Annotated in this window: 20 protein-coding genes and 1 tRNA gene; 14 read left to right on the top strand and 7 right to left on the bottom strand. The window is 35.8% G+C overall.

The genetic code is table 11. The features are described 5' to 3' along the window. The first annotated feature begins 97 nt into the window (after positions 1–97). From DEU40_RS16450 to gwsS, 6 genes are all read left to right on the top strand, one after another. Entirely contained in the window at positions 98–946 is an 849-nt protein-coding gene (locus DEU40_RS16450) for a hypothetical protein (RefSeq protein WP_228406540.1), read from the top strand. Then, complete coding sequence (gene gwsG, locus DEU40_RS16445) at positions 943–1848, top strand: grasp-with-spasm system ATP-grasp peptide maturase (RefSeq protein WP_110010846.1); 906 nt, start codon at positions 943–945, stop codon at positions 1846–1848. The genes DEU40_RS16450 and gwsG (DEU40_RS16445) overlap by 4 nt, the downstream gene beginning before the upstream one ends. Positions 1849–2195: 347 nt before the next feature. Further along, the gene (locus DEU40_RS16435; protein WP_110010845.1) at positions 2196–2408 is read left to right on the top strand and encodes a TIGR04139 family peptide modification target; all 213 of its coding nucleotides are present in this window, start codon (positions 2196–2198) and stop codon (positions 2406–2408) included. Between the two features lie 101 nt (positions 2409–2509). After that, on the top strand, positions 2510–3406 hold the full coding sequence (locus tag DEU40_RS16430) for a hypothetical protein (protein WP_110010844.1): 897 nt from the start codon (positions 2510–2512) through the stop codon (positions 3404–3406). Beyond that, positions 3403–4305, top strand: coding sequence for a grasp-with-spasm system ATP-grasp peptide maturase (gene gwsG, locus DEU40_RS16425; protein WP_110010843.1), 903 nt, complete (start codon positions 3403–3405; stop codon positions 4303–4305). Before DEU40_RS16430 ends, gwsG (DEU40_RS16425) begins: the two co-directional genes overlap by 4 nt. Before the next feature lie 172 nt (positions 4306–4477). Then, positions 4478–5548 carry a grasp-with-spasm system SPASM domain peptide maturase gene (gwsS, locus tag DEU40_RS16415; protein ID WP_110010841.1) on the top strand — a complete coding sequence of 357 codons (1071 nt, stop codon included), beginning with the start codon at positions 4478–4480 and terminating at the stop codon, positions 5546–5548. Positions 5549–5632: 84 nt separating this feature from the next. On the opposite strand, the gene DEU40_RS16410 is transcribed toward gwsS, so the two are convergent. The 3 genes from DEU40_RS16410 to DEU40_RS16400 all read right to left on the bottom strand — a co-directional run bounded on the left by DEU40_RS16410 (position 5633) and on the right by DEU40_RS16400 (position 11475). Continuing rightward, entirely contained in the window at positions 5633–6010 is a 378-nt protein-coding gene (locus DEU40_RS16410) for a hypothetical protein (RefSeq protein WP_110010840.1), read from the bottom strand. A 69-nt stretch (positions 6011–6079) separates the two neighbouring features. After that, positions 6080–6550 (bottom strand): Lrp/AsnC family transcriptional regulator, encoded by a 471-nt coding sequence (locus tag DEU40_RS16405; protein ID WP_002984446.1) that lies wholly within the window; start codon positions 6548–6550, stop codon positions 6080–6082. A gap of 134 nt (positions 6551–6684) precedes the next feature. Beyond that, positions 6685–11475 (bottom strand): translocation/assembly module TamB, encoded by a 4791-nt coding sequence (locus DEU40_RS16400; RefSeq protein WP_110010839.1) that lies wholly within the window; start codon positions 11473–11475, stop codon positions 6685–6687. A gap of 4 nt (positions 11476–11479) precedes the next feature. On the opposite strand from DEU40_RS16400, the gene tsaD reads away from it, so the two are divergent. From tsaD to DEU40_RS16385, 3 genes are read left to right on the top strand one after another with little or no spacing between them, the layout of a single operon-like run. Further along, positions 11480–12496 carry a tRNA (adenosine(37)-N6)-threonylcarbamoyltransferase complex transferase subunit TsaD gene (tsaD, locus tag DEU40_RS16395; protein WP_110010838.1) on the top strand — a complete coding sequence of 339 codons (1017 nt, stop codon included), beginning with the start codon at positions 11480–11482 and terminating at the stop codon, positions 12494–12496. Next, entirely contained in the window at positions 12493–12888 is a 396-nt protein-coding gene (locus tag DEU40_RS16390; protein WP_110010837.1) for a hypothetical protein, read from the top strand. Before tsaD ends, DEU40_RS16390 begins: the two co-directional genes overlap by 4 nt. Continuing rightward, positions 12885–13580 carry an RsmE family RNA methyltransferase gene (locus DEU40_RS16385; RefSeq protein ID WP_110010836.1) on the top strand — a complete coding sequence of 232 codons (696 nt, stop codon included), beginning with the start codon at positions 12885–12887 and terminating at the stop codon, positions 13578–13580. Before DEU40_RS16390 ends, DEU40_RS16385 begins: the two co-directional genes overlap by 4 nt. 47 nt (positions 13581–13627) lie before the next feature. Here the strand turns inward: DEU40_RS16385 and DEU40_RS16380 are convergent, their stop codons facing one another. Beyond that, a complete protein-coding gene (locus tag DEU40_RS16380) occupies positions 13628–14308 on the bottom strand; it encodes a TrmH family RNA methyltransferase (RefSeq protein WP_110010835.1) in 681 nt (226 codons plus the stop codon). 162 nt (positions 14309–14470) lie between these two features. On the opposite strand from DEU40_RS16380, the gene DEU40_RS16375 reads away from it, so the two are divergent. The 4 genes from DEU40_RS16375 to DEU40_RS16360 all read left to right on the top strand — a co-directional run bounded on the left by DEU40_RS16375 (position 14471) and on the right by DEU40_RS16360 (position 17434). Beyond that, complete coding sequence (locus tag DEU40_RS16375; protein ID WP_110010834.1) at positions 14471–15487, top strand: asparaginase; 1017 nt, start codon at positions 14471–14473, stop codon at positions 15485–15487. A gap of 55 nt (positions 15488–15542) precedes the next feature. Beyond that, positions 15543–15629 (top strand) — tRNA-Ser (locus tag DEU40_RS16370). Between the two features lie 187 nt (positions 15630–15816). Then, positions 15817–16068, top strand: coding sequence for a hypothetical protein (locus DEU40_RS22675; protein WP_228406538.1), 252 nt, complete (start codon positions 15817–15819; stop codon positions 16066–16068). Positions 16069–16639: 571 nt separating this feature from the next. Continuing rightward, entirely contained in the window at positions 16640–17434 is a 795-nt protein-coding gene (locus DEU40_RS16360; protein WP_181397986.1) for a DUF2490 domain-containing protein, read from the top strand. 121 nt (positions 17435–17555) lie between these two features. Here DEU40_RS16360 and DEU40_RS16355 read toward each other — a convergent pair whose 3' ends face one another. From DEU40_RS16355 to map, 3 genes are all read right to left on the bottom strand, one after another. Continuing rightward, positions 17556–18251: a hypothetical protein gene (locus tag DEU40_RS16355; protein ID WP_110010832.1), complete on the bottom strand. Its 696-nt coding sequence runs from the start codon at positions 18249–18251 to the stop codon at positions 17556–17558. Positions 18252–19081: 830 nt separating this feature from the next. After that, the gene (locus tag DEU40_RS16350) at positions 19082–20614 is read right to left on the bottom strand and encodes a M20/M25/M40 family metallo-hydrolase (RefSeq protein WP_110010831.1); all 1533 of its coding nucleotides are present in this window, start codon (positions 20612–20614) and stop codon (positions 19082–19084) included. Positions 20615–20927: 313 nt separating this feature from the next. Beyond that, complete coding sequence (gene map, locus DEU40_RS16345) at positions 20928–21692, bottom strand: type I methionyl aminopeptidase (protein ID WP_110010830.1); 765 nt, start codon at positions 21690–21692, stop codon at positions 20928–20930. 212 nt (positions 21693–21904) lie between these two features. Here map and DEU40_RS16340 point away from each other — a divergent pair, with 212 nt between their 5' ends. Beyond that, complete coding sequence (locus DEU40_RS16340; RefSeq protein ID WP_110010829.1) at positions 21905–22309, top strand: helix-turn-helix domain-containing protein; 405 nt, start codon at positions 21905–21907, stop codon at positions 22307–22309. Positions 22310–22705: the final 396 nt, after the last annotated feature.

The raw sequence follows: 22705 nt of genomic DNA, 5'->3' as shown, positions 1-22705 counted from the left end.
ATATGTAATGTAAGGGAGGAACATAATTCCTCCCTTTACAAATAAGAGCATCATCAATCCAATAAATAATGGTTACCTAATGAAACAAAATTCAATTTTGATATACCTACTCATTATTATTTTCATTGCTCTTTCCTGTAAAAGCAATGATTATATTGTTTATTATAACAAAGTGAATGAAATTGATAGTCTATACCGGATAGCTAACCAACCCGAAAAAGCTATAAAGCAATACCGAAAGTTGTTCAAAAAATACACTCCTAAAAATCAGGAACGTATTAAAGAATATGAGACATATATTAAACTGGCAGATCAACATCAACAGAATTTCGGAGGAAGGAAAAGTTTATACAAGCTTATTCCTCTGATTGCTCCTTACGAAGGGTCATATGGAAGTTATTTCGGATTGTTTAAAAAGTATGGCATAGATAGCACCGAAGTAAAACAAAGAATTGCAGACTGGAAAAAAGGTTTAAATAAGCGACTGGTAGATTCTTTTAGCATTGCTTTTGTCCGTGATCAGGCGGAAGGCAGGAGAAACCCTCAGCTTATGGAAAAAAATGACAGAATAAATGCACAACTTTTGAAATGGACCTTTGAAAACTATGGCTATCCTTCAGTACAAAAAATAGGACTCATTGGAAATGACGGTGTGTTTATGCCCATGCATCCCTTGTTCAGCCATATGGTAGATGAAAAAGAATATCCATATTTCAAAGCAAAAATGCTGGAATATATAAAATCAGGAGACTGTATCCCAAAAGACTATGCCAATATGGTAGACCGTCACAATCTGCAAATAAGTAAAGAAGGAATCATATATGGTGTTTATCTAAGCTATGATGCTATTGTAGACACAATAAAAGCCAATCAGGAAAGAAAAAAAATAGGTATACCTAGTATTAAACATTCTTCTAAAATTACAAAAGATTACTTTAAAAAATGATTCTTATTATTTCCAACAACAATGAAAGAACCACTAATAAAATTATAAAATGGCTTCTTGAAATGGAAAAGGAATTCATCCGTATCCATGAAGATGAAATTTTTGAAATTACAGTGGAGAACAAAAAAATACTGTTAAGGAGTAGCAGAAGTTCTTTTTTTCTGGATGAGATCGCAAGTGTGTGGTACAGGAGAGGCAGATTAAAAATCAAACGCTTAAGGTATGAAAACCCTTCTGTAAATGCTCATATGAATGAAGTACAGCATTGGCTGGAAGATTATGTAAGAGCGATACTGGAGTCCAAAAAATATATCAACAAAGAAAGTAATAATGATGTTAATAAACTCCTGGTATTGGAAGAAGCTAAAAAAATAGGTTTAAAAATTCCGGAATATTTTCTGGCAGATAATACTGATCAGGTTTCCCTGGATAGGACTATTATAAAAACCATTGGCGGAAATCCTATTTTGGATGACATTGATAAAGATTTAAATGGTATCATGTATACCTCAACGGTACACAAAAGAGAGAAAGCAAAGTTCTTCATTACATTCTTTCAGGATAAGATTGATAAAGAATTTGAAATCAGAACATTTTATCTCAATGGAAAATGCTATTCGATGGCTATTTTTTCTCAAAATGATAAACAAACCCAAACAGATTTCAGAAAATATAATTTAGAAAAACCCAATAGAAATGTTCCTTATAAATTAACATTTGACATTGAAGAAAAAATACACCTTCTGATGCAGGCATTAGATCTTAATTGCGGATCATTAGATTTTATCAAAGGAAAAGATGGTGAATTTTATTTTTTAGAAGTCAATACTATTGGGCAGTTTCTGGGATTGTCTCATACCTGTAACTATTCATTGGACAAAGAAATAGCAGATTATTTATGAAAATTAAAGTTAAGGAAAAAAATAAGCTTCCGCTTACCTTCAAACATATAGAGCCGTTCAATGATCAGAAACTTAAAAAGCCTAATGATGTCGTCTATGTTTTAGAGTGCAAAAAATATCAGACCAATTATTATATAAGAGAAAGACCTATCAAATCATTGAATCGGCTACTATGAAACACTTCAATTATTCTCAAACATCCTCATCATCAAGGGAACTACCAGAATTCTCATTTCGGATTACAATACAAGTGTACAGTGTATAATAAACAGGAAGAATTATTCACCCAAAGTCAAGGGTTAATTTGACACAAATGATTTATATAAAAACAATTAAAAATTACACACATGAAAAAATTAAATGGAATGAAGAGAGATTTCTCTTCTTTGGAAAACAAGAAATTGAAAAACCTGCAAAACATTCACGGGGGAGATGATACAGCAAGAACTTCAGAGCCTAGTCAATGTGGCAATAATTGTTCTGATACAGCTTATTACAAAGATGGTGTTAAGACAATGACTTTAACGATTGAAGGTCCTAGTACAACCACTCCTTATTAACAGGAAGTAAAATCAACAGGACTGTATAATCAATCTACAGTCCTGTCTTTATAAGTTACTTCCAAATTAATAAATCCTTCTGCTCCCAATAATAATGCAATATGAAACAAAATCAAAATATTCATTTAAAATATATAAGCTATTTGATTCTTTGTTTATTCTCTAGTTCCTGCAAAAATCGAAATTATATTCAATATTATAATAAAGTAAACGAGATTGATAGTACCTACAGGATAGGAAAACAACCTGAAAAAGCTGTAGGCTTATATAAGAAATTGTTTAGAAGATATCACCCTTTGAATCAGGAACGTATTGAAGAATATGAAACCTACATCAGACTTGCCGACAAATACCATAAAAAATTCGGAGGAAAAAAAAGTCTTTACAAACTAATTCCTTTAGTAGCTCCTTATTGGAGATATAAAAAACAAGATGTGCATTTCATCAAACTTTATAAGAAATATAATATTGATAGTCTTAAAATAGAAAAACAAGTCGCAAAATGGGAAAAAAGTCTTGATAGAAAATTGGTGGATTCCTTTACTGTTGCATTTAAGCGCGACCAATATGGAGAACGAACAAACAAATTGGATATTTTTAAGAATGATAAAAAGAATGCTGAGCTTCTTAAATGGACATTTGAAAACCATGACTTCCCAACGATGCAAAAAATAGGTTTATGGAATGGAAATGTTTTTATGCCTATGGGGGTATTATTACTACATATGGCAGATTATGATGAATATTATACTTATTTCAAAACTAAAATATTACAATATGTAAAATCAGGTAAATGCAGACCTCGAGACTATGCTGCTATGATAGATCGAAATAACTTACATCACAAAGTCCCTTATACCTATGGAGTTTATCAGGGATATGAAAATATAAAAGATTCATCAAAAGTAAACCATAACCGAAAAGATATTGGACTTCCAAGTTTAGCATACCGAAATAAATTAGCAAAAGATTTAGCCGATAGTTTAAAAACCAAATGATACTGATTTTCTCAAATGATAATGACAGAACAGCGATTGAAGTTATGCGTTATCTCACTTCAATGAATAAAGACTTTATTCATATTCATGAAGATGAAGTTTTTGAAATAAAAATTATAAAAAAGAGATTTTTATTACAAAGTCAGAAAAATAGTTTTTTTCTTGATGATATTTATAGTGTGTGGTATAGAAGAGGTGGATTACAATTTAAACGTCTACAATACAATAATACCTCTATAAATATTCATATGAATGAAGCCCAACATTGGCTTGAAGACTATGTACTTCGTACTTTAGAATCTAAAAACCATGTGAATAAACAAACCAGAGCTCACATTAATAAGCTTTTAGTATTGGAGTATGCCCAAAAAACAGGTTTTGATGTACCCTTTTATTTCTTAGCTGAAACTACGGACGAAATCCCATTAAACCAAACAATTACAAAAGCAATTACGGGAAATGTAATATTAGATAATATATTTGATAACCAGAATGGTATCATGTATACAACTATAGTAAAGAAAATGGAGAGACAAAGTTTTTTCGTTTCTTTTTTCCAAGAGAAAATAGAAAAGGATTTCGAAATAAGGACATTTTATATCAATGGTGAATGCTTTTCAATGGCTATTTTTTCTCAAAATGATGAACAAACAAAAACTGATTTCAGAAAATATAACACAAAAAAGCCTAATAGGAACATACCATATAAACTTCCTCAGGATATTGAATTAAAAATTCATAAGCTTATGCAAATATTGGATCTAAATTGTGGTTCACTTGACTTTATTAAAAGTGATGATAAATATTATTTCTTAGAAATTAATCCTGTGGGACAATTTGCTAATGTAGATTATCATTGTAATTACCCCCTATTTAAAAAAATAGCAGATTATTTATGAAAATTAAAGTTAAAGAAAAAAACAAACTTCCGCTTACCTTCAAACATATAGAGCCGTTCAATGATCAAAAGCTTAAAAAGCCTAATGATGTCGTCTATGTTTTAGAGTGCAAAAAATATCAGACAAATTATTATATAAGAGAAAGACCTATCAAATCATTGAACCGGCTACTATGAAACACTTCAATTTATTCTCAAACATCCTTATCACCAAAGGAGCCACCAGAATTCTCATTTCAGATCTACAGAGAAATGTATCGGAACTGTATCCGCTGGAGTTGTATGAAATTATAGAAGAGCTGAAAAACAAATCCGTTGAAGACCTGATGACAAGTTATGATGAAGAATCCAGAGAAATTATTCAGGAATACATCAATCTTCTGTTGGAAAAAGAATATGGATTTATTACAAAGAATGATTGGGACAGAAATTTTCCTCCCCTTTCTTTTGAACATCATGAGCCCAGCGCTATCACCAATCTCTTTATTGAAATGGAAGATATCGGGATCATAAAGAAGATATATCCGTCAATAGAAAATCTTGGGATTAAGCATTTGGTTATTTACAGCTTGAAACCTTTACCCTTAAAAGATTGTATAGAAATTGATGAAATTTTTAAAACCTCAGTGTTGTCAGGAATAGAAATTTTCTCACCGTTTCACCAGGAAGTCAACCTATCTTTTATACAGGCTCTTCAAAAAAATACAGTCAGAATATACAGTCTTATTTTTTATAATTGTCCGAAGCCTCCTTTCAAAGCTAAAGATGAATACAGATTCTCGCTCCGTTTTCTGAAAGAAGACCTGAAAATATCTGCCTGTGGAAAAGTAGAACTCAAATACTTCAATACCAATATTACTAAAGTTATAGAAGCAGTGAACCACAATTCCTGCCTGTATAAAAAGATAGGTATCGATAGAAAAGGTGACATCAAAAATTGTCCACTGATGAATGAAAGTTTTGGGAACGTTGATAACAAAAGTCTTGAAGAAGCTATCAATCAACCTGAATTCACAAAATACTGGAACCTCACCAAAGATCAAATTGAAATATGCAAAGACTGTGAGTTCCGTTATGTCTGCACAGACTGCAGGGCATATACTGAAAACACGTTAAAAAACAAAGAAGGCCTGAATATATCAAAACCTCTGAAATGTGGCTATAATCCTTATACAGGCATCTGGGATGACTGGTCAAAAAACCCTTTAAAACAAGAAATTTTTAATTCCCTGGTACTCAGATAATTTTTTTCATAATCCCTGTTAATTGAAAACCGCTTTTAAATTAGATTTAAAAGCGGTTTATTATCTTATCGTATTGATTAAATTTTATTTAAAAAACTTCCATTTTGGGATAATGGCAAGCATTCCGAATCCTGTAAACAGAAAAAGATTGGTGACATCCGTATACAAAAATGTAGACAGATAGTAATTGTGCATAAAGAAATGCAGCACCAGTAAAGCCGGAAACATAAAGATTCCTGCCTTTTTATAGAAGAACATCAGCACAAGCCCTATCATCATCAGGACATCAATAGAAAAAATCACATAGAAGTACCACCTCGGAATCTGAAGGTATTCATGCTGCAGATATTCATCCACATCAATACCAAGTCCCATAATAGTAAACAACATCAAGGCTGCAAATGCCAGTATAAATCCCCATCCTTTCTTTGGGTCTTCGTCAAAATAGCTGTATTCTTCCATACCTACAAAAATAAAGAACTTATGAGAGATTTCATAAGTTCTTTTATAATTATTCGTTTAAAATTTGACTTACACAGAGATTGCGTTGATCAGTCTGTTTTTGTCACTTAAGAATTCCTCCATAGAGATCATACTTTCAGTTCTCATTACATCCTGAATGTCGTCGATCTGGTAAATAATTCTTTTGGCATCATCAGTATTCTTAGCTCTTACTTTACAGAAAATATTATATTTTCCTGAAATAACGCTAGCCTCGATTACGTTAGGAATAGTTGACAATTCTTTCAATACTTCCTGAGTACGGTTTGATTTTGTCAAAAGGATACCTATGAAAGCTGTAAAGTGATAATCCAGCTTACCATAATCGATGTTAAGAGATGATCCCAAAATAATACCTGCATCTTCCATCTTTTTCACTCTTACGTGAATTGTTCCAGCAGAAACATCCATCTGCTTTGCAATTTCAGTAAAAGGCATTCTTGTGTTTTCTACTAAGAAATCAAGAATCTTCTTGTCTATTTCGTCCAGTTGATAGTTCATATTAGTTAAATTACAATTTCTTTAAAAAATCTATGTATTTTTTGCAAATTTACGAAAAATAATTTAACTAAAAAATATATATCAAATATTAACAATAATTAACACAGATGATAAAAATCATTAAAATATTCTAATTATTTACCATTCGATTTTATAGAATCTGTTTTTATTTCACCTTTTGCGTCTGAAGTTTTTTTGTCTTTTTTCTTCTTTTTAAACAAAGAATTGAAGCTTTTACTCCACACTACCCCTCCTCCATAAGCTTGATTAGCAGAACCGTTTGTACTCACCATTCCGATGTTTGTAGGCTTGGAATACGCACGTATCACCAATGAGCCATCATTCTTTTTAGACAGATCATATTCTACAGATCCTTCCGTGGAAAGATAATTGTTTTGTGCACCATCCGTTTTTGATAACGGAATACCCAAACCAGTCTTGATATTGACTCTCGGGGAAAGGGCTACACTTACTCCCGCATTGGCCCTGTCTCCATAATTCGAGTTCTGATCTCCTTTTACATAATTAAGGTCAATCTGAAATTCGTTACTCATCGTATTAAGAACAGATCCCAACTGCTTCAGAAGTATATTATATCCTGAGGATTCCGCTACATTTCCTACATTTACATCGAACCCACCTGTATTGGATACGTTAAAGGTACTCAATAGCAATACAGATCCGAACTGGAGAACCTTCTCTCCTTCCTGGCTCATTTTCGCAGCTAGTGTTTCTCTTACCTGACTGGATACATCCATTGCCGTCACATTAAGATCAATCTGAGGGTCTACCAACGACTGGGTGATATGGGCCTGCAGCAGAATACTGATAGGCTGCAGTTTCCCCATACTAAGATATTCTCCCGCATTGGAAACCATTCTGATGTAGTTGGCATTAATATCCAGCATCGGTTTCATCGCATCACCATCCCACCTTATACTGCTGTTTCTTTCGATCTGGAATGTTTTATTAAGAATGGCCTTAGAGACAAATGTTCCGTTATCTACTTTATAGGTACCGCTCATCGCTATATTCCCCTGTCTGTTCATATGGAATCTCAACGGATCGGCTGATCCTTTTACCGTTATATTTCCCACATCGTCTCCTACCAGCACATTTACGGTGGTTCCTTTATCTACCGCGAGATTGAAGTCAATATTCATATTGGCTCCTGTTTTCTTCTTTTCTTCAAGCGTAATCAGACCATCTTTTCCTTCTTTCAGGAACCTGAGCATTTTAAATTCTTCTACATTGGACGTTGAGCTGGAATTAAAGGTAAAGGTACTTCCGTTAAGCGCCTTCATATTTGGAGTGGTTATACTTAATCCGGATACAGGTCCGTCCACGTACAGATCTCCCTGTCCGTACACTCTTCCCCAGAACAGATCAAAATCTTTTTGCGTGGTATTCAGCATCAACAGGTTGTCTGCTCTCATTACGAGAGATACCCCCATGGAAGAAAGGGTTTCAAACTGAATCGCTCCGGAGATATTCCCTTTGGAATTGGTTCTTCCGTCGTGTACTTCAATATTATTGAGGATAGCAAGTCCTCTGGAAAGCTGAATCACAGTATCATCAAATGAATAATCTACCCCGGTAAACAATAGTTTTAATCCAAAATCTTTTAATGCAATATCTCCGCTATAATCAAGATTGTTAAGCTTTCCATTGATTTTAAGATCTCCTGTAGCTTTTCCTCGAAGATTTCCGAAAACCGTCTGCACAAACTGCTGGGTAAATGCAAGGTCAAAATCACGCATTTCCGCAGTAAGATCAATAATCGGGGAAGAAGTATTATTATTAACTGTTCCTGTAAGGTTAAGGCTGTTGTTTCCAAGTACGCCGGCAGAATGAACTTTCACATCAATATCATACACATTCAGCGAGAATCCATTGGTGGCAGAAATAGAGATATCTCCCATATCATCACCATTCATCTTAATATCATCAATGTTAAGATCTACCAGTGGCTGAAGTGTACTTTTATCCATTTTGATCTTAACGCTTCCGTTGGCAAGACCTTTAATATCCATAGTATTTCCTCCGGACTGCATTTCAAGAAGCTTCTCTACCGCAAAATCGTTGATGTCTGCATCTACATAAAAGTCTTTTGCTGACTTAAACTGTGCTTCCTTAATAAACAAAGCACTTTTATCGGAATATACCCTCAGATTCCTGATATCAAAATCTCCGGTTTTCTTTCTGTAGGTAATAGAGTGATTCAGTTCAGGACTTGTATCTATAGCCCAGGTAACTTCATTGAATTTTACCTCGGTAGGTTCAAACCTGAATACATAATCACCAGCTGCATCCGTAGACTGATCTACGTTGATGGCGTATTCCTTAAGCTTTTCGTTAAGCTCATCATCAGGACTTCCATGCTTGAACACGGTTGCTAAATGAAGTGTATTTCCATTTTCATTATTCCCTTTAAGCTCAAAATCTTTAATTACATTTTTATTATAAATGACCCTGTTGATTTTAGCATACAATTGCTGGTTAAGGTCACCTGTGTTAATTCTCACTTTAACACTATCCACCATTGCACTGTCTCTGCTGAGATTTTTTCGGTCATTAATTTTATAATCAGGATTTGAAGATGCCAGCGCCTGGTCAGCATCTGTAATCTCCTCTTCCTTGGTCATTATATATTTTAAAGATGCCGCATCAAGATTCAGGATCAGGTTGTTGGAATTCCCATCATATTCCCCTTCTACAAGAGCTCCCTGTGGTAATCTCAATTCGGGTAAGAAATAATTAACAAGGCCCTGCTGGACATCAAACTTCAACGCAAAATTCTGTCCACGGTATAATTTTCTTGGCGGCGGTCCTACTAATATTTTCCCTACTCCATTTTCTACCATTCCTGCAAGATCTGCAAGGTTATATTTTCCTGAGATTTTACCTGTCGCTGCTCCCGGAGCATCTACATCAATGACACGACCTCCTGCTTCAACAAACGTTTTTAACCTGGCATTCGGAATATTATATTTTTGAGTAGCTGAAGCAAAGTGAAGGTTATTGGCATTTACATCTAAAGTAAGATCGTTGATAGAAGACATGGCCATTTTCCCTTCAACCTGACCACTTACCACCTGAGTGCCGGGCTTGTTGGTAAAGTAATTCATGTTCAGGTAAGTAACGTCTGCATTAACGTCCATAGCAATCCTTGAAGTACTGAAATCGATCAATCCTTTGACTGTAGCTTTAGCCTGCTCATCATTAACAGTGATGAGTCCGTTATATTTTTTATGATCCAATAAACCATCCAGATACAGATTATTGATCGTTTTATCCATAATTTCAATACTGGCAATCTGAGATGTCGTAGTCAGACGCATGGTATTGACATCAAAACTTTGTCCGTTAAGATCAAATTTACCGGAAATTAAACCTACTGCTTTATTCTTTGTAATGACTGAGGTATTCAGATCTTTTACATCAAGATAACCGGAATATTTCGGCATAGCAGTACTGTAGCCAGTCAAGGTAAGTTTGGAAATTTTCGCCTGCCCGATTCCTGTCATTAAGTTACCATTATCCACATAAATCTGATCCGGATTCACTTTTGCGGTTCCGTTATATTTCAGTTTTCCGAAATCATCTGCAAAGTTCTTCATCTTTTTGGAGATGAATGAAGGCATCATGGCTTTTAAATCCTTGTAGGTAAAATCTGTGGAAAGATCTTTTGTTTCAATAGCAAAATTTCCTTTCAGCAGATTGTCAACCTTCATCGTTTTGGTAGCAATATTGACGTCAGGATTTCTGATCAGAAAGTTTTCCAGGTGGAATTTATTCAATGGCCCTGTCATTACCCCTGAAAGATTAAAAGGTTTAATATTATCCCAGTTGGTTACAAAATAACTGATATCATATCCGCTTAGCTGGCTTCCCTGTTTAATATTCATATCCCAGCGTACTTTGTCTGCAAAATCTGCCCAGGATCCGTCGTGTAGATTAAATTTGATATCTCCCTGAAGTAAGGTATGATCTGTATTCAGGGTAAGGTCTTTTAACGACAAAAACTGCTTCGTTAGAGACAGTTCTGTTGAAAAGGTATCCACAAAGTGAGATTTTCCCCACCTCGAAGTTACAAATGACATATTATTAATCAGCGCCGAAACATTCGGTCCGTTGACTTTTACGTTCGGTGCTTTTAAATTGAATTTTGTTGCGGTAAGCCATTTTCCCTGTTCTCCGGGAGAATTTTCATTAACGATGGAAACCTTAGAATCAATAATCTGAATTCTGGAATTCAGTTGAAAAGGAGGTTTCTTGGGATCTCTTTTCTTACCATTGTCAAAGAGTTCTACAAACCTTACAAAATTGGATATACTGTCTCCTTTATAAGTAATCACCTTTACATCGGCATTCACAAGAGCCAGAGAGTTAAAACTTAGAGAATTGCTGCTTCCTGAGATGGCATTTACTGCCAGAGATATCCAGTCAGAATCTGCGCGAAACTCACGGGCTGTAATAAAATCAAAACCTTTATAATCTTTTACTTTTAAGCCTTTAATGGTTACATCACCGAAGTAATTTACATCTACACTTTCTGTAGAAAAATCAGATTTAAAATCGTTATTAACAAGCTTCAGAGCCTGATCAGCAGCCCATCTTTTTGTTACCGGAAGGTTGATGGCAATAAGGACTCCACCTACAAGGAAAATACCCAGCCAAAAGAGAATCAGGAGCAGTTTTGCCCACCAGGTATAGCTGGTAACATCCTTTACAGCCTGTTTCCCAAATTCTTCAGCTGTTTCTACAGGATGATGTATCGCATCCGAAGCAAGCTCAGAGGCTTCTTTTACTGTTTCCCTTACTTTTCCCTCTACATTTTCAACAGTTTTCTGTACCTGATCCCCTAGGTTTTCAGCTACTGATTTTTTATTCTCATTCTCGTTATTATTCTCTAACTTTGCCATTATTATGAGCGACTCTATAATTTTAGGTATTGAATCGTCCTGTGACGACACCTCAGCAGCTATCATCAAGGGAAATTCTATTCTTTCAAACATTGCCGCGAACCAGGCCATCCACAAAGAATATGGCGGCGTTGTCCCTGAATTGGCTTCACGAGCCCATCAGCAAAATATTATCCCCGTTGTTGAAAAATCTTTTTCTAAAGCAAATATACAACAAAATGCTATCTCTGCTATAGGATTTACTCGCGGACCGGGACTTTTAGGATCTCTTCTTGTAGGAACATCATTTGCTAAGTCTTTGGCGATGAGCCTGAATGTACCTTTGATTGAAGTAAATCACCTCCAAGCCCACATTCTGGCCCATTTCATCGAGGATGCAAATCCTGTGCCGCCTACCTTTCCTTTCTTATGCCTTACCGTAAGCGGCGGACATACCATGATTGTATTGGTAAAAGACTATTTTGATATGGAAATCATCGGCAAAACCATTGATGATGCAGCAGGAGAAGCTTTTGATAAAATCGGAAAGATTTTTGACCTTGATTACCCTGCAGGCCCCATCATCGACAGATTGGCTAAGGAAGGAAATCCCGATGCTTTTACATTCAACAAACCGAAACTGGAAAACTACGATTATTCTTTCAGCGGTATTAAAACTTCCGTGCTGTATTTCATTCAGAAAGAAGTCAGAAAAAATCCGGATTTCATTAAGGAAAATCTTAATGACCTTTGTGCTTCCGTACAAAAATCAATTATTGAAATTCTGATGAATAAACTTGAAAAAGCAGCCAAAGATCTCAAGGTAAATCAGGTCGCTATTGCAGGAGGTGTATCTGCCAATTCTGCACTTAGAAAGGCAATGGAAGACAATAAAGAAAGACTGGGATGGAGTATTTATATTCCAAAATTCGAATATACTACAGATAATGCAGCCATGATTGCCATGGTAGCAAAACTGAAGTTTGAACGTGGAGAATTTACCGATCTGAGAACTTCCGCAACGGCAAAATACGATTTATGAAAATACTCTTAGAAGAAAAAGTACTGGGAACACATTCTAAAAAGAACTCAAAATATTACTGGGTATTGGAAACTATCACAGGAAGACATGAGGGCTCAGAAACTTTTTCAGAGTTTAACGGAGAAAGTTCTGAGACTGGATATATTCAGGATATCAAAGAAGAAGTTTTAAAATTAATTAATTCTGAACATCTTTTTAGTTTTCCCTATATTCCAAAAGAAGGAGATTATTTATCCATCAAAAATAATTTGAGAAAACAGGAATATTTAAATCTGATTTTCATTAATAATGTATGGATAGAAGAAATATACATGTGTTCTTACCGGGAATGTGATACAGATATATATACAACCATCAAAACAGGAGTAGCATTTATAAACCAGGATATATGAAACTATTCTACGGAGACATCAACAGAAATAAAGTTATAATCAACGACGAAGAACAGCAGCATATTGTAAAAGTTCTTCGCATGAGAGATGGTGAAACGATTCACGTGACGGATGGAAAGGGAAAACTGGCTTCCGGAAAACTGATTATAGAAGGCAAGAAAGCGGGGATTGAAGTTTCTGAGATCAAAGAAAATCTGCCGGAATTCAATCCTCAACTTCATATTGCGATTGCTCCCACCAAGAATATTGACAGAATTGAATTTTTTGTGGAAAAAGCAGTGGAAATGGGGATTTCAGAAATAAGCATTATTATCACTGAAAAAACGGAGCGTAAAAACATCAACATCGATAAAATCAGGAAACAGGCTGTTGCAGCATCCAAGCAGAGCCTGAGATTTCATTTTCCGGTTATCAATGATGCTGTAAAACTGACGGATTTTCTAAAAAATATTGATCCGGAGCATACCTTTGTAGCGCATTGCCATCAGAATCTGCAAAGAATTGATCTTAAAAATATTCCTCAGCTGAAGCAGCTTACTTTTTTAATAGGCCCCGAAGGTGATTTTTCTGAAAAGGAGATTGCATTTCTGGCAGAAAACAAAGTAAGAGCGGTTTCTCTAGGAAGTCAAAGACTGAGAACGGAAACGGCGGGAGTTTTTGTGGCCGCATGGAATTATTACAATATGATATAAATACAAAACGAGAAGGCACAAAACCTTCTCATTTTTATTTCAGATTACTATTTCCAGTCAATATTATTTTCTCTCAGATATTTTTCAAAAATCTGCTGTCCGCTTCTGATTGAATTGACAGCCCAAAGGATTTTCATTCTCAGAAGCTTTTCCTCATTTAATTTATAATCAATATCAGACTTTATCAGTTTTTGCTTTAATTCATACATACAGATTGAAGCTGCGACAGAAACGTTAAAACTTCTCGTAAATCCATACATTGGAATAGCCAGTGTCTCGTCGGCAAAATCTAAAATTTCCTGGGAAACCCCTTCCATTTCAGTTCCGAAAACCAAAGCAATAGGTTCTGTCACTTCATATTCAGGCAGCATTTTAGCATTTTTCTCCAATGAAACAGCCACTATTTTATATCCTCTGTCTTTAATATTCTGAAAAGATTCCATATTTCTGGGAAGCTTTTCTACTTCAACCCACGTATCCGCCCCTTTTGTTACGCGAAGATTGGGTTCGAAGCTGTATTCTTCCTGCAATGCCACTACTTTATGGAAACCGCAGGCCTCCACAGAGCGTACAATTGCAGCTGCATTTCTGAACTGGTAGACATCTTCTACAACCGGAAGTACAAAGTCTGAACTTTCCTGCGAGAAATGTTCAATTTTCGTCAGTCTTTCTTCCGTTAAAAACTGCTTTAAATATTCAAAAGTTTGCGATAAATCACTCATCTGCATTTCGTTATTTTTTTCAATAGCCCCTATGAAACCTTTTCATTTCTCATCCTATTTTTATAAAATTTCATGATAAACGTTTCATTCATTTTCAAATCTTTGCAAATTAACGTAATTTTGACCTATGAACCCTAATCGGGCTACAATTCTTAATAAAATTAGTACATGAAGCGAAAAGTCCTGCTCATCTATACCGGTGGAACCATCGGAATGGAAAAAGATTATGAAACCGGAAGTCTCCGCGCCTTTGATTTTGGAAATATATTCGAAAAGATGCCTGAAATGAGGCTTATGGAATGCGAAGTCTTTGTTCATCCTTTTGCCAAACCGCTGGACTCTTCAGATATGGGACCTGAGGAATGGAGAGTGATCGCCAATTATATTCAAAAAAATTATAACGACTACGATGGTTTCCTGATTCTTCATGGAACGGATACCATGTCTTATACGGCATCTGCGCTTAGTTTCATGTTGAAAGGATTAAGAAAGCCTGTCATCATGACCGGCTCCCAGCTTCCGATTGGAGACCTGAGAACAGACGCCAAGGAAAACCTTCTGACCAGCCTTTATTATGCCAGCCTTTATGAAAATGACGAAGCAGTCATTCAGGAGGTTGCTATTTATTTTGAATACAAATTATTAAGAGGAAACAGAACGCTGAAATATTCCGCAGAATATTTTGATGCTTACGCAAGCCCGAATTATCCTATTCTCGGGCAATCAGGAGTTCATTTGAATATTATTAAAGATAATCTGTTCCGTTGTGATCCGACCGTAGAATTTCATGTGGATGAACATATTTCCGAAGATATTTTATTCTGGAGAATTTTTCCGGGAATGCATCTGAGTCACTTCAGGGAAATTCCTAAAATGAAGGTTCTTATTCTTCAGGTTTTTGGTTCGGGAACCATTTTCAGCAGTGCAAAAACGCAGGAAACGCTTCAGGAAATCCGGGATAACGGAACTGAAATTGTAGTGGTAAGTCAGTGTATTTCAGGAGGCATCTCATTCGGAAAGTATGAAAACAGTAATATTTTCTCCAGAATCGGAGCGATCAGCGGAAGAGACATGACAGCGGAAACAGCGATTACCAAAGCCATGCACTTAATAGATAACCCTAACTACTCCGGAAGCTTTGCTGATAATTTCACCAGAAGCCTCTGTGGAGAAATTACAGATTAATTTGTAAGAATAATTTGGATATTCCAGAAAATACACTATTTTTGCAATCTCAAAAAGAAAGGTGTCCGAGTGGTTGAAGGAGCTACCCTGGAAAGGTAGTATACGGGTAACTGTATCGAGGGTTCGAATCCCTTCCTTTCTGCAAGAAACCAAAGCCTGTGCTAATGAATAGCACAGGCTTTTTTATGATCAAGATTTCCGGATTATTTTACATGCATTCCTATAAGTATTTATACTCAGTTTAATAATTGGTCATTTATACGCTACTGCAGGTGCCTTGTTCTTCGTTACTTTGAAATATAATCTAACAAACTAAAAACCAAACCAAAATGACATCAACAAGTGTAAATGCAAATTCTTCAGGTCAGTTAGTACTTGGAAACGGAGCACAATTCTGGGTGTATCTTTCCCCACAAAACGATACCTCTAAAATGATTTCTACATGGCGTGTAACTTTTTCACAGGGAGACTGGAGCGACTTCATCTCAAGTGAAAATCCTACCAAACAGATTCAGACGCCCAATCTTTCCGGGATCTTTGAAATCAGAGTAGAATTATTAAGCGGTTCAACCGGTACATGACGCCAGATTCCACCTCAGGCTGGAAGTCATAATGAAATAGGCTGTAATTCCAACTGTGCTTCTATGGTAGGAATTGTTGCAGACAGTACCAATCCGCCTATCGGAGCTATTAATGCCCATTTCTGGACAACATGGGATGCTATGTGCGGAGTAAGACAGAATTAACAGTAAATAAACCAGTCCATAAACCAATTTGCCACAGTATTTATATTGTGGCAATTTACTTTATATACCATACAAAATCAAACAATTATATAATAAAGCAATAAATAAACAGTGCTTTTCCATAAATTACTAACAAGTTACTCACATTTTATCCACAATTAAAATATTATTGAAACATCCAGTTTTTCCATTAGAAGTCTTATTCCTAATTCTATCCTAAATCAGGTCTTTACTTTGTCTTGTTTTTAAACAGTATTACAAGATTTTGAATAAACACTCTATGAACAAAGCCTCTAATTTTGCTATCACGAAAGATTCTCTCTGCGTATCAACAGTATTCTCATCCGTCATATGGTTTCGCAGTTATTTAAAATTACCCCTAAAACAGGTATCCAAATTATTGAGCATGAAGAAATTTTTTGCAGCATTATTTTTAATGGGATGTATAGGAACATCGATCAAAGCGCAGATCAGTCCACCTGGATTAGGAGATGCCAACAATGCGTTCTGGGGAGCCTTCGGGGTGAAGCGACAACTTGATTCCCTGGGAAAAAAGCAAACTTTGAGCTATGTTGCCATCGGAAGAAAAAGCAGTCCGGATGATCATAATCTGTTTTCGAAGCAAGCGATCATTGTTTTAAATCATGAAGTTTACCATTCCTTTGCTCCACACCAGCAGTATAGTTATGCATTAAGTTACAGACGTCAACCACAATATGAAAATACGGCTCCTTATGCTATGGAAAATACGGAACAGGAATTCAGAATTTACGGAAGATATGCCTATAATTTTGATCTCGACTGCAAATGGAAACTTAAAAGTACCGTACGGCAGGAATTCAGGAAGTTTTTCGATGCAGACTTTCATAAAGTCGAAGAGGATTTTCAGTTGAGAACACGGATCAAGAATCAGCTCACCTATAATTTATCTCCAAAAAACAATCAGAAACTGGCCTTGAGTGCAGAAGCCCTGTTTTCTATAAGCCATCTCAATGAGCAGGATTCTGAATGGAGTTCGTTTGGATATCGTGAAATACGTATTGCGGCGTACTATATGTTTACAATTCCGAACTCTCCTTTTACTGTAGACATAGGATATATGGACGATCTGATCAGAGACAGCAGAAGTATTCATCATGGAGGCGTTCATTATCTGGCAGCCGACCTGGTATGGAATATTCCTTATAAAAAAAACAAGTAATACACATAAGCAAGTATTCATACAATTGCAATACAAAATCCCGATCATTACTGACCGGGATTTTTGGTTGAAAACATAAGTTTTCCGCAATATAATTAAGTATGAATGTTTGGTGTAAAATTTAGTTGCACAAAGTCAGAAACTGACGGCTCAGCTGCACATTGAATTTGGCTTCCGCTCTTGAGCGTGCATAAATAGTCTGTTTAAAAGCATGCACAGTTTTTAATTTCTGGTCTATAAACTCTGCAATCTGAACAACAGAAAAAAGAAAATCCCTGTATACTGCCATATTAACGGTCTGTCCATAATAGGGAAGATAAGCTTTTAAAAATGGAATGGCTTTCTGATGACGGTTGTAGCTGATACAATACCCTACTCCTTCCATTGAAGTAATAATACTGTAATTATTAATATAGTCCTGAATATTTTTACTGCCATCAAGAGCATGAGCATTTTTTGAACAGAATTTATTGATCTTATCCAGAATATGCTGGGCATACTCCATCATGGAAATATTTTTAAATTCAAATACCTGATTCATTCCATTGGATGGAGAAGTTTCACTATCACAATCAATACAGAAAGAGATTCCTATTTTTTCATGATAAGGAAAAAAGCAGTCTTTCACTTCAATGGAAGCATCTGGCTTTAGCATGTCATCTGCAAAGTTATAATACACATAGGGCCTGTAAAGCTCAGCAAGCGCTTCCAGATAATCTGTTTCGCTGGTATTATGATATTCTTCAAACCATTTTTCAAGGTTATCGTAATAATTACTTTCAAAGTCGTTAAAGTTTAAGTAAAATGGCAATTCCATAGCTCTGTAATTTTGATATGACAAAGCTATAGCCGTAATGCGACAAAACTTGACGTAATATATTTTTTTGTAAAAAGATTTTTGTCAATGGTCAATTTTTGCTTCGCAAAGTCAATCGTCAATCATTACTAACGCTAAAGTTCGCAAGGTCTATTAATATACAGTATTTATCAGTTCGTAAAGGCACTCCGTTCAGCCAAGACATTAGTGTGTACATTGCTGAGTGAAACGCCTTCGCGATCGTTTTTTATAATAAAATATCGTAGCGGACTTTGTGTTAAAATCTATGTAAGTGTATCAAAAACTTGACGCAATATATTTTTTGTGAAAAAGATTTTTGTCAATGGTCAATTATAATTAACGCTAAAGTTCGCAAGGTCTATTAATATACAGAATTTATCAGTTCGTAAAGGCACTCCGTTCAGCCAAGACATTAGTGTGTACATTGCTGAGTGAAATGCCTTCGCGATCGTTTTTTATAATAAAATATCGTAGTGGACTTTGTGTTAAAATCTATGTAAGTGTATCAAAAACTTGACGTAATATATTTTTTTGTAAAAAGATTTTTGTCAATGGTCAATTTTTGCTTCGCAAAGTCAATCGTCAATCATTACTAACGCTAAAGTTCGCAAGGTTTATCAATATGCAGATTTTATTGGCTCGCAAAGGCACTTCGTTCAGCCAGGATATACGCCTTATCATTGCTGAGTGAAACGCCTCTGCGGTCGAAAAAAAGTAAACATCATAAAAACTTTGCGAACACCACGTTTAATTATATACGAGCTTATAAAATTCACAAGCGCAGCGAATTGCCCATTCACCATTGACACTTATTTATCATAATTCTTCATGATGTACTCAAAGTAGTGAATCATCTTCAGATAGTTGTCAATACTAAGGTATTCATTGGTACTGTGAATACTCTGCTGCTCGGCACTGTTGATCTTGATCGGCATGAACCTGTAGACGTTTTTGCTTACAATTTCATATTTACCGGCATCGGTTCCAGCCATAGTAAGATAAGGCGTAACAATAGCTCCGGGATGAATTTCTTTCACTCCGGCTTCTATCATTTTAAAAGCTCTTGTATTGGTTGGGGAAATAGCAGAAGCTTCCCTTGTATTATCAATTTCTTCTACTTCTACATCAAAGCCTTCAGTCGCTTTAGCAATATGATCTTTTACATCTTTCACCGAATTTCCGGGAAGTAATCTGAAATTAACAACAAATTCCACTTCGGGAGAAAGTACATTGGTACCATCACTTCCTTTCATCATCGTTAAAGCTGTTGTGGTTCTCACCAAAGCATTGGTTGTATTGTTTTTGGTAAGCTGGGAAATCAGTACCGGTTTTAAAAGCCATTGATTAGCCAATGCCATTCTTGTGGCAAAAGGCATTTCACCTCCGATATTCGTAAAAAATTCTTTGATTAAAGGGGTAATAACAGGCTTCATCTGATGATCTTCCAGACGCTGCATGATAACAGCTGCTTTCCCGATAGCACTTTCCATTGGTGGCATTGATGAATGCCCACCCAGTCCTTTAACCTTTATCTTTGCAGAAAGAAAACCTTTTTCAGCACATCCTACTACGGCAACGTCTGTATCAATTCCGGCTACATTTCCTTTTCTCATAATCAATCCCCCTTCGTCATAGACCGCATCGAACTTCAATCCCTTTTTCTTAAAATAATCGGCAATCTGAATCGCTCCTTTCTTTCCGCCTACTTCTTCATCAAAACCGAAAGCCAGATAAATATCACGCTGTGGAATCTGTTTGTTTTTAATCATAGAATTCATGGATTCCATCAAGGAAAAAAGCATTCCCTTCATATCTATGGCACCTCTTCCGTAGATTCTTCCGTTGGCAACAGCGCCGGAAAAAGGAGCAAAATCCCAGTCTTCGGCAACTTTTGAAACAGGCTGTAATGGTTTATCATCCGGACGGAAAACATTTTGTTCATTATTTTTAATATCTGCATCTCCCGGCGGAACAACATCCATATGGGAAAGAAATAAAATGGGTTCCAGAGCAGGATTGCTTCCTTTAAGCCTGAACACCAGTCCATATTGGTTGACCTCAACATTTTCTGTATTCTGATAGACTAACGGATAAGATGTTTTTAAATAGGTTTTGAACTGTTCAAACGGTGCATAATCAAATTCACCCAAACTTCCTGTAGAAACGGTGGGTACTTTTATTCCTCCTGAAAGTCTCATGACTGCAGAATCATTTTTTACCGGTTTCCAGCCCTCGTCTGTTCCGATATTATTTTTCTTAAATGGATAGGTGTAGGTTTTGATCAATACGACAGCAGCCAGAATGACAACGATTCCCAAAAGGATTAAAAGAATTTTTTTCATAGCGGATAGTTTGTGAAGTGATTTTATTCTATAAATATAACAAAGTATTTTATGCCCAACAATTTAAAGCCTGGTTTTTTCATCAATGGAACATTTACAACAGATTCTTTTGGGTATAAGATGACGGATCGTTTTTATAGTAAACGTAAAGTTTTATATTCCTAAAACTGAATATAAGAGAGCTAAGCAGTAATCAACAAGTTGATTCGATGAAGCTTTGAGTCTTTCTAGTACTTTGTATTTTTCTTTAACGCAAGGGGGCAAAGTTTTTTATTACTGATATATATTTAAGGCAATCGTTTTGCGGTTTCTTTTAATCCAGGATTTCGTTCATTTCGGTTAAAATGATAGGTTTTCCATCAGTAATTACAATGGTATGCTCATGCTGGGCCATATAACCGCCTTTATTGCCTATCATAGTCCATCCGTCTTTTAATTCTACAGCAATATTGGAATCGGTGGAGATGAATGTTTCAATCGCCACGACAGAGTTCTTCTTAAAACGTCTGGAATCATAACGGTTTTTGTAGTTCAGCAATTCGTCAGGCTGTTCGTGTAAGCTTCTCCCTACTCCATGGCCTGCAAGATTCTTAATAACTTTAAAACCTCTTTTCTTCGCTTCTGTTTCCATTAAATGTCCTATGTCTGCTATTTTAACACCGCCTTTGATATTGTCGATAGCTTTTCTTAAAATATCTTTGGATGCCTCCACCAGTTTCTGATGTCCGTGAATATCTTTTCCAATCACAAAGGAACCTCCGTTATCTGCCCAATATCCGTCCAGTTCTGCTGAAACATCAATATTGATCAGATCGCCTTCTTTCAAAATCCTTTGATCTGTTGGAATCCCATGGCAGAACTCGTTATCCACGCTGATGCACGTCCAGCCTGGAAATCCATACGTCAGATAAGGTGCTGATTTTGCTCCGAAACCTTCCAGTATTTGGGCTCCATATTCGTCCAGATCTTTTGTGGTCATGCCGGGTTCAGCGTAATCCATCATTTTCTTCAAAGTATAGGCAACGGCTTCACTTACTTTTTGCATTCCCAGCATCTGATCTTCGTTGGTGATTGACATAGTTTTGTTTTGATTGTTATTGAATATTACAAAGTTAGGAAATTAAAACGTTCTTAGATAGCCTGTTTCCATAAAGTAGCAGAGAGCGTTTATGGTGTGGCTCGTAATGCTTTAAGAAAAGAGTAACCGCAATGCGAATATTTTACCGGACATTTTTTCACCTTTACTTTACAGAATGTATTATCTTTGAATCTTCACAAATTGATTAAAGAATGGACCACAAAATACATCAGGGAAGAAATGTAAAACGTTTCAGAGAAATGCTGGGCATCAAGCAGGAAGCATTAGCTCTTGATTTAGGTGATGACTGGAACCAAAAGAAGATCTCTTTACTTGAACAAAAAGAAACCATTGAAAACCAGCTGCTCGAAAAAATATCCGAAGTACTGAAAATTCCTGTAGAAGCTTTTCAAAATTTTGATGAGGAGCAGGCTGTGAACCTAATTTCCTGCACATTTTCAGATAATGCAATGTTTAATAATAGAATCGAAGTTCAAAATATTAATCCTATTGATAAAATTGTTCAGCTTCACGAAGAAAAAATCGCTTTGTATGAACGTATGCTGAAGGAAAAGGATGAAATGATGAGCAGATTGGAAAAGCTGCTTGAGAAGTAAAGGAATTTATAAAAATGCATCTTAGAATAAATAACAAAGAGGCTGTCCAAACTTTTCGGACAGCCTCAATTTTTGCTGATTTTATTCGTACCCTTATACAGGAGGAGTATATAAATATCTGAATATCAGAATGTGTTACCGACTTTTCGGACACTCCCTTTGTTTTATCTGCCACACGATACAATCGTGCGGAAGCGAGGGATTCAATCGTGCGGCAGCGAGGATTATTTGTAATAGCCACGACTTTATCTGACAGTTAGGGGTTAAAAATAATTGTCAGTTATCCAATATTATCCTTACTTCCAAAAGTAAGGATTTTTTGTTCCTCTGCAAGAGTTTCCAATAATTTCTCTTTTGCCATAGGTTTACTATCTAAAAACGTCTGCATCGGTGTTT

It is taken from the genome of Chryseobacterium sp. AG844, from assembly GCF_003182335.1.
Lineage (GTDB): Bacteria > Bacteroidota > Bacteroidia > Flavobacteriales > Weeksellaceae > Chryseobacterium > Chryseobacterium cupriresistens.
Note: the sequence above shows the minus strand (reverse complement) of the source record. Positions and strands in the feature narration are given on the sequence as shown.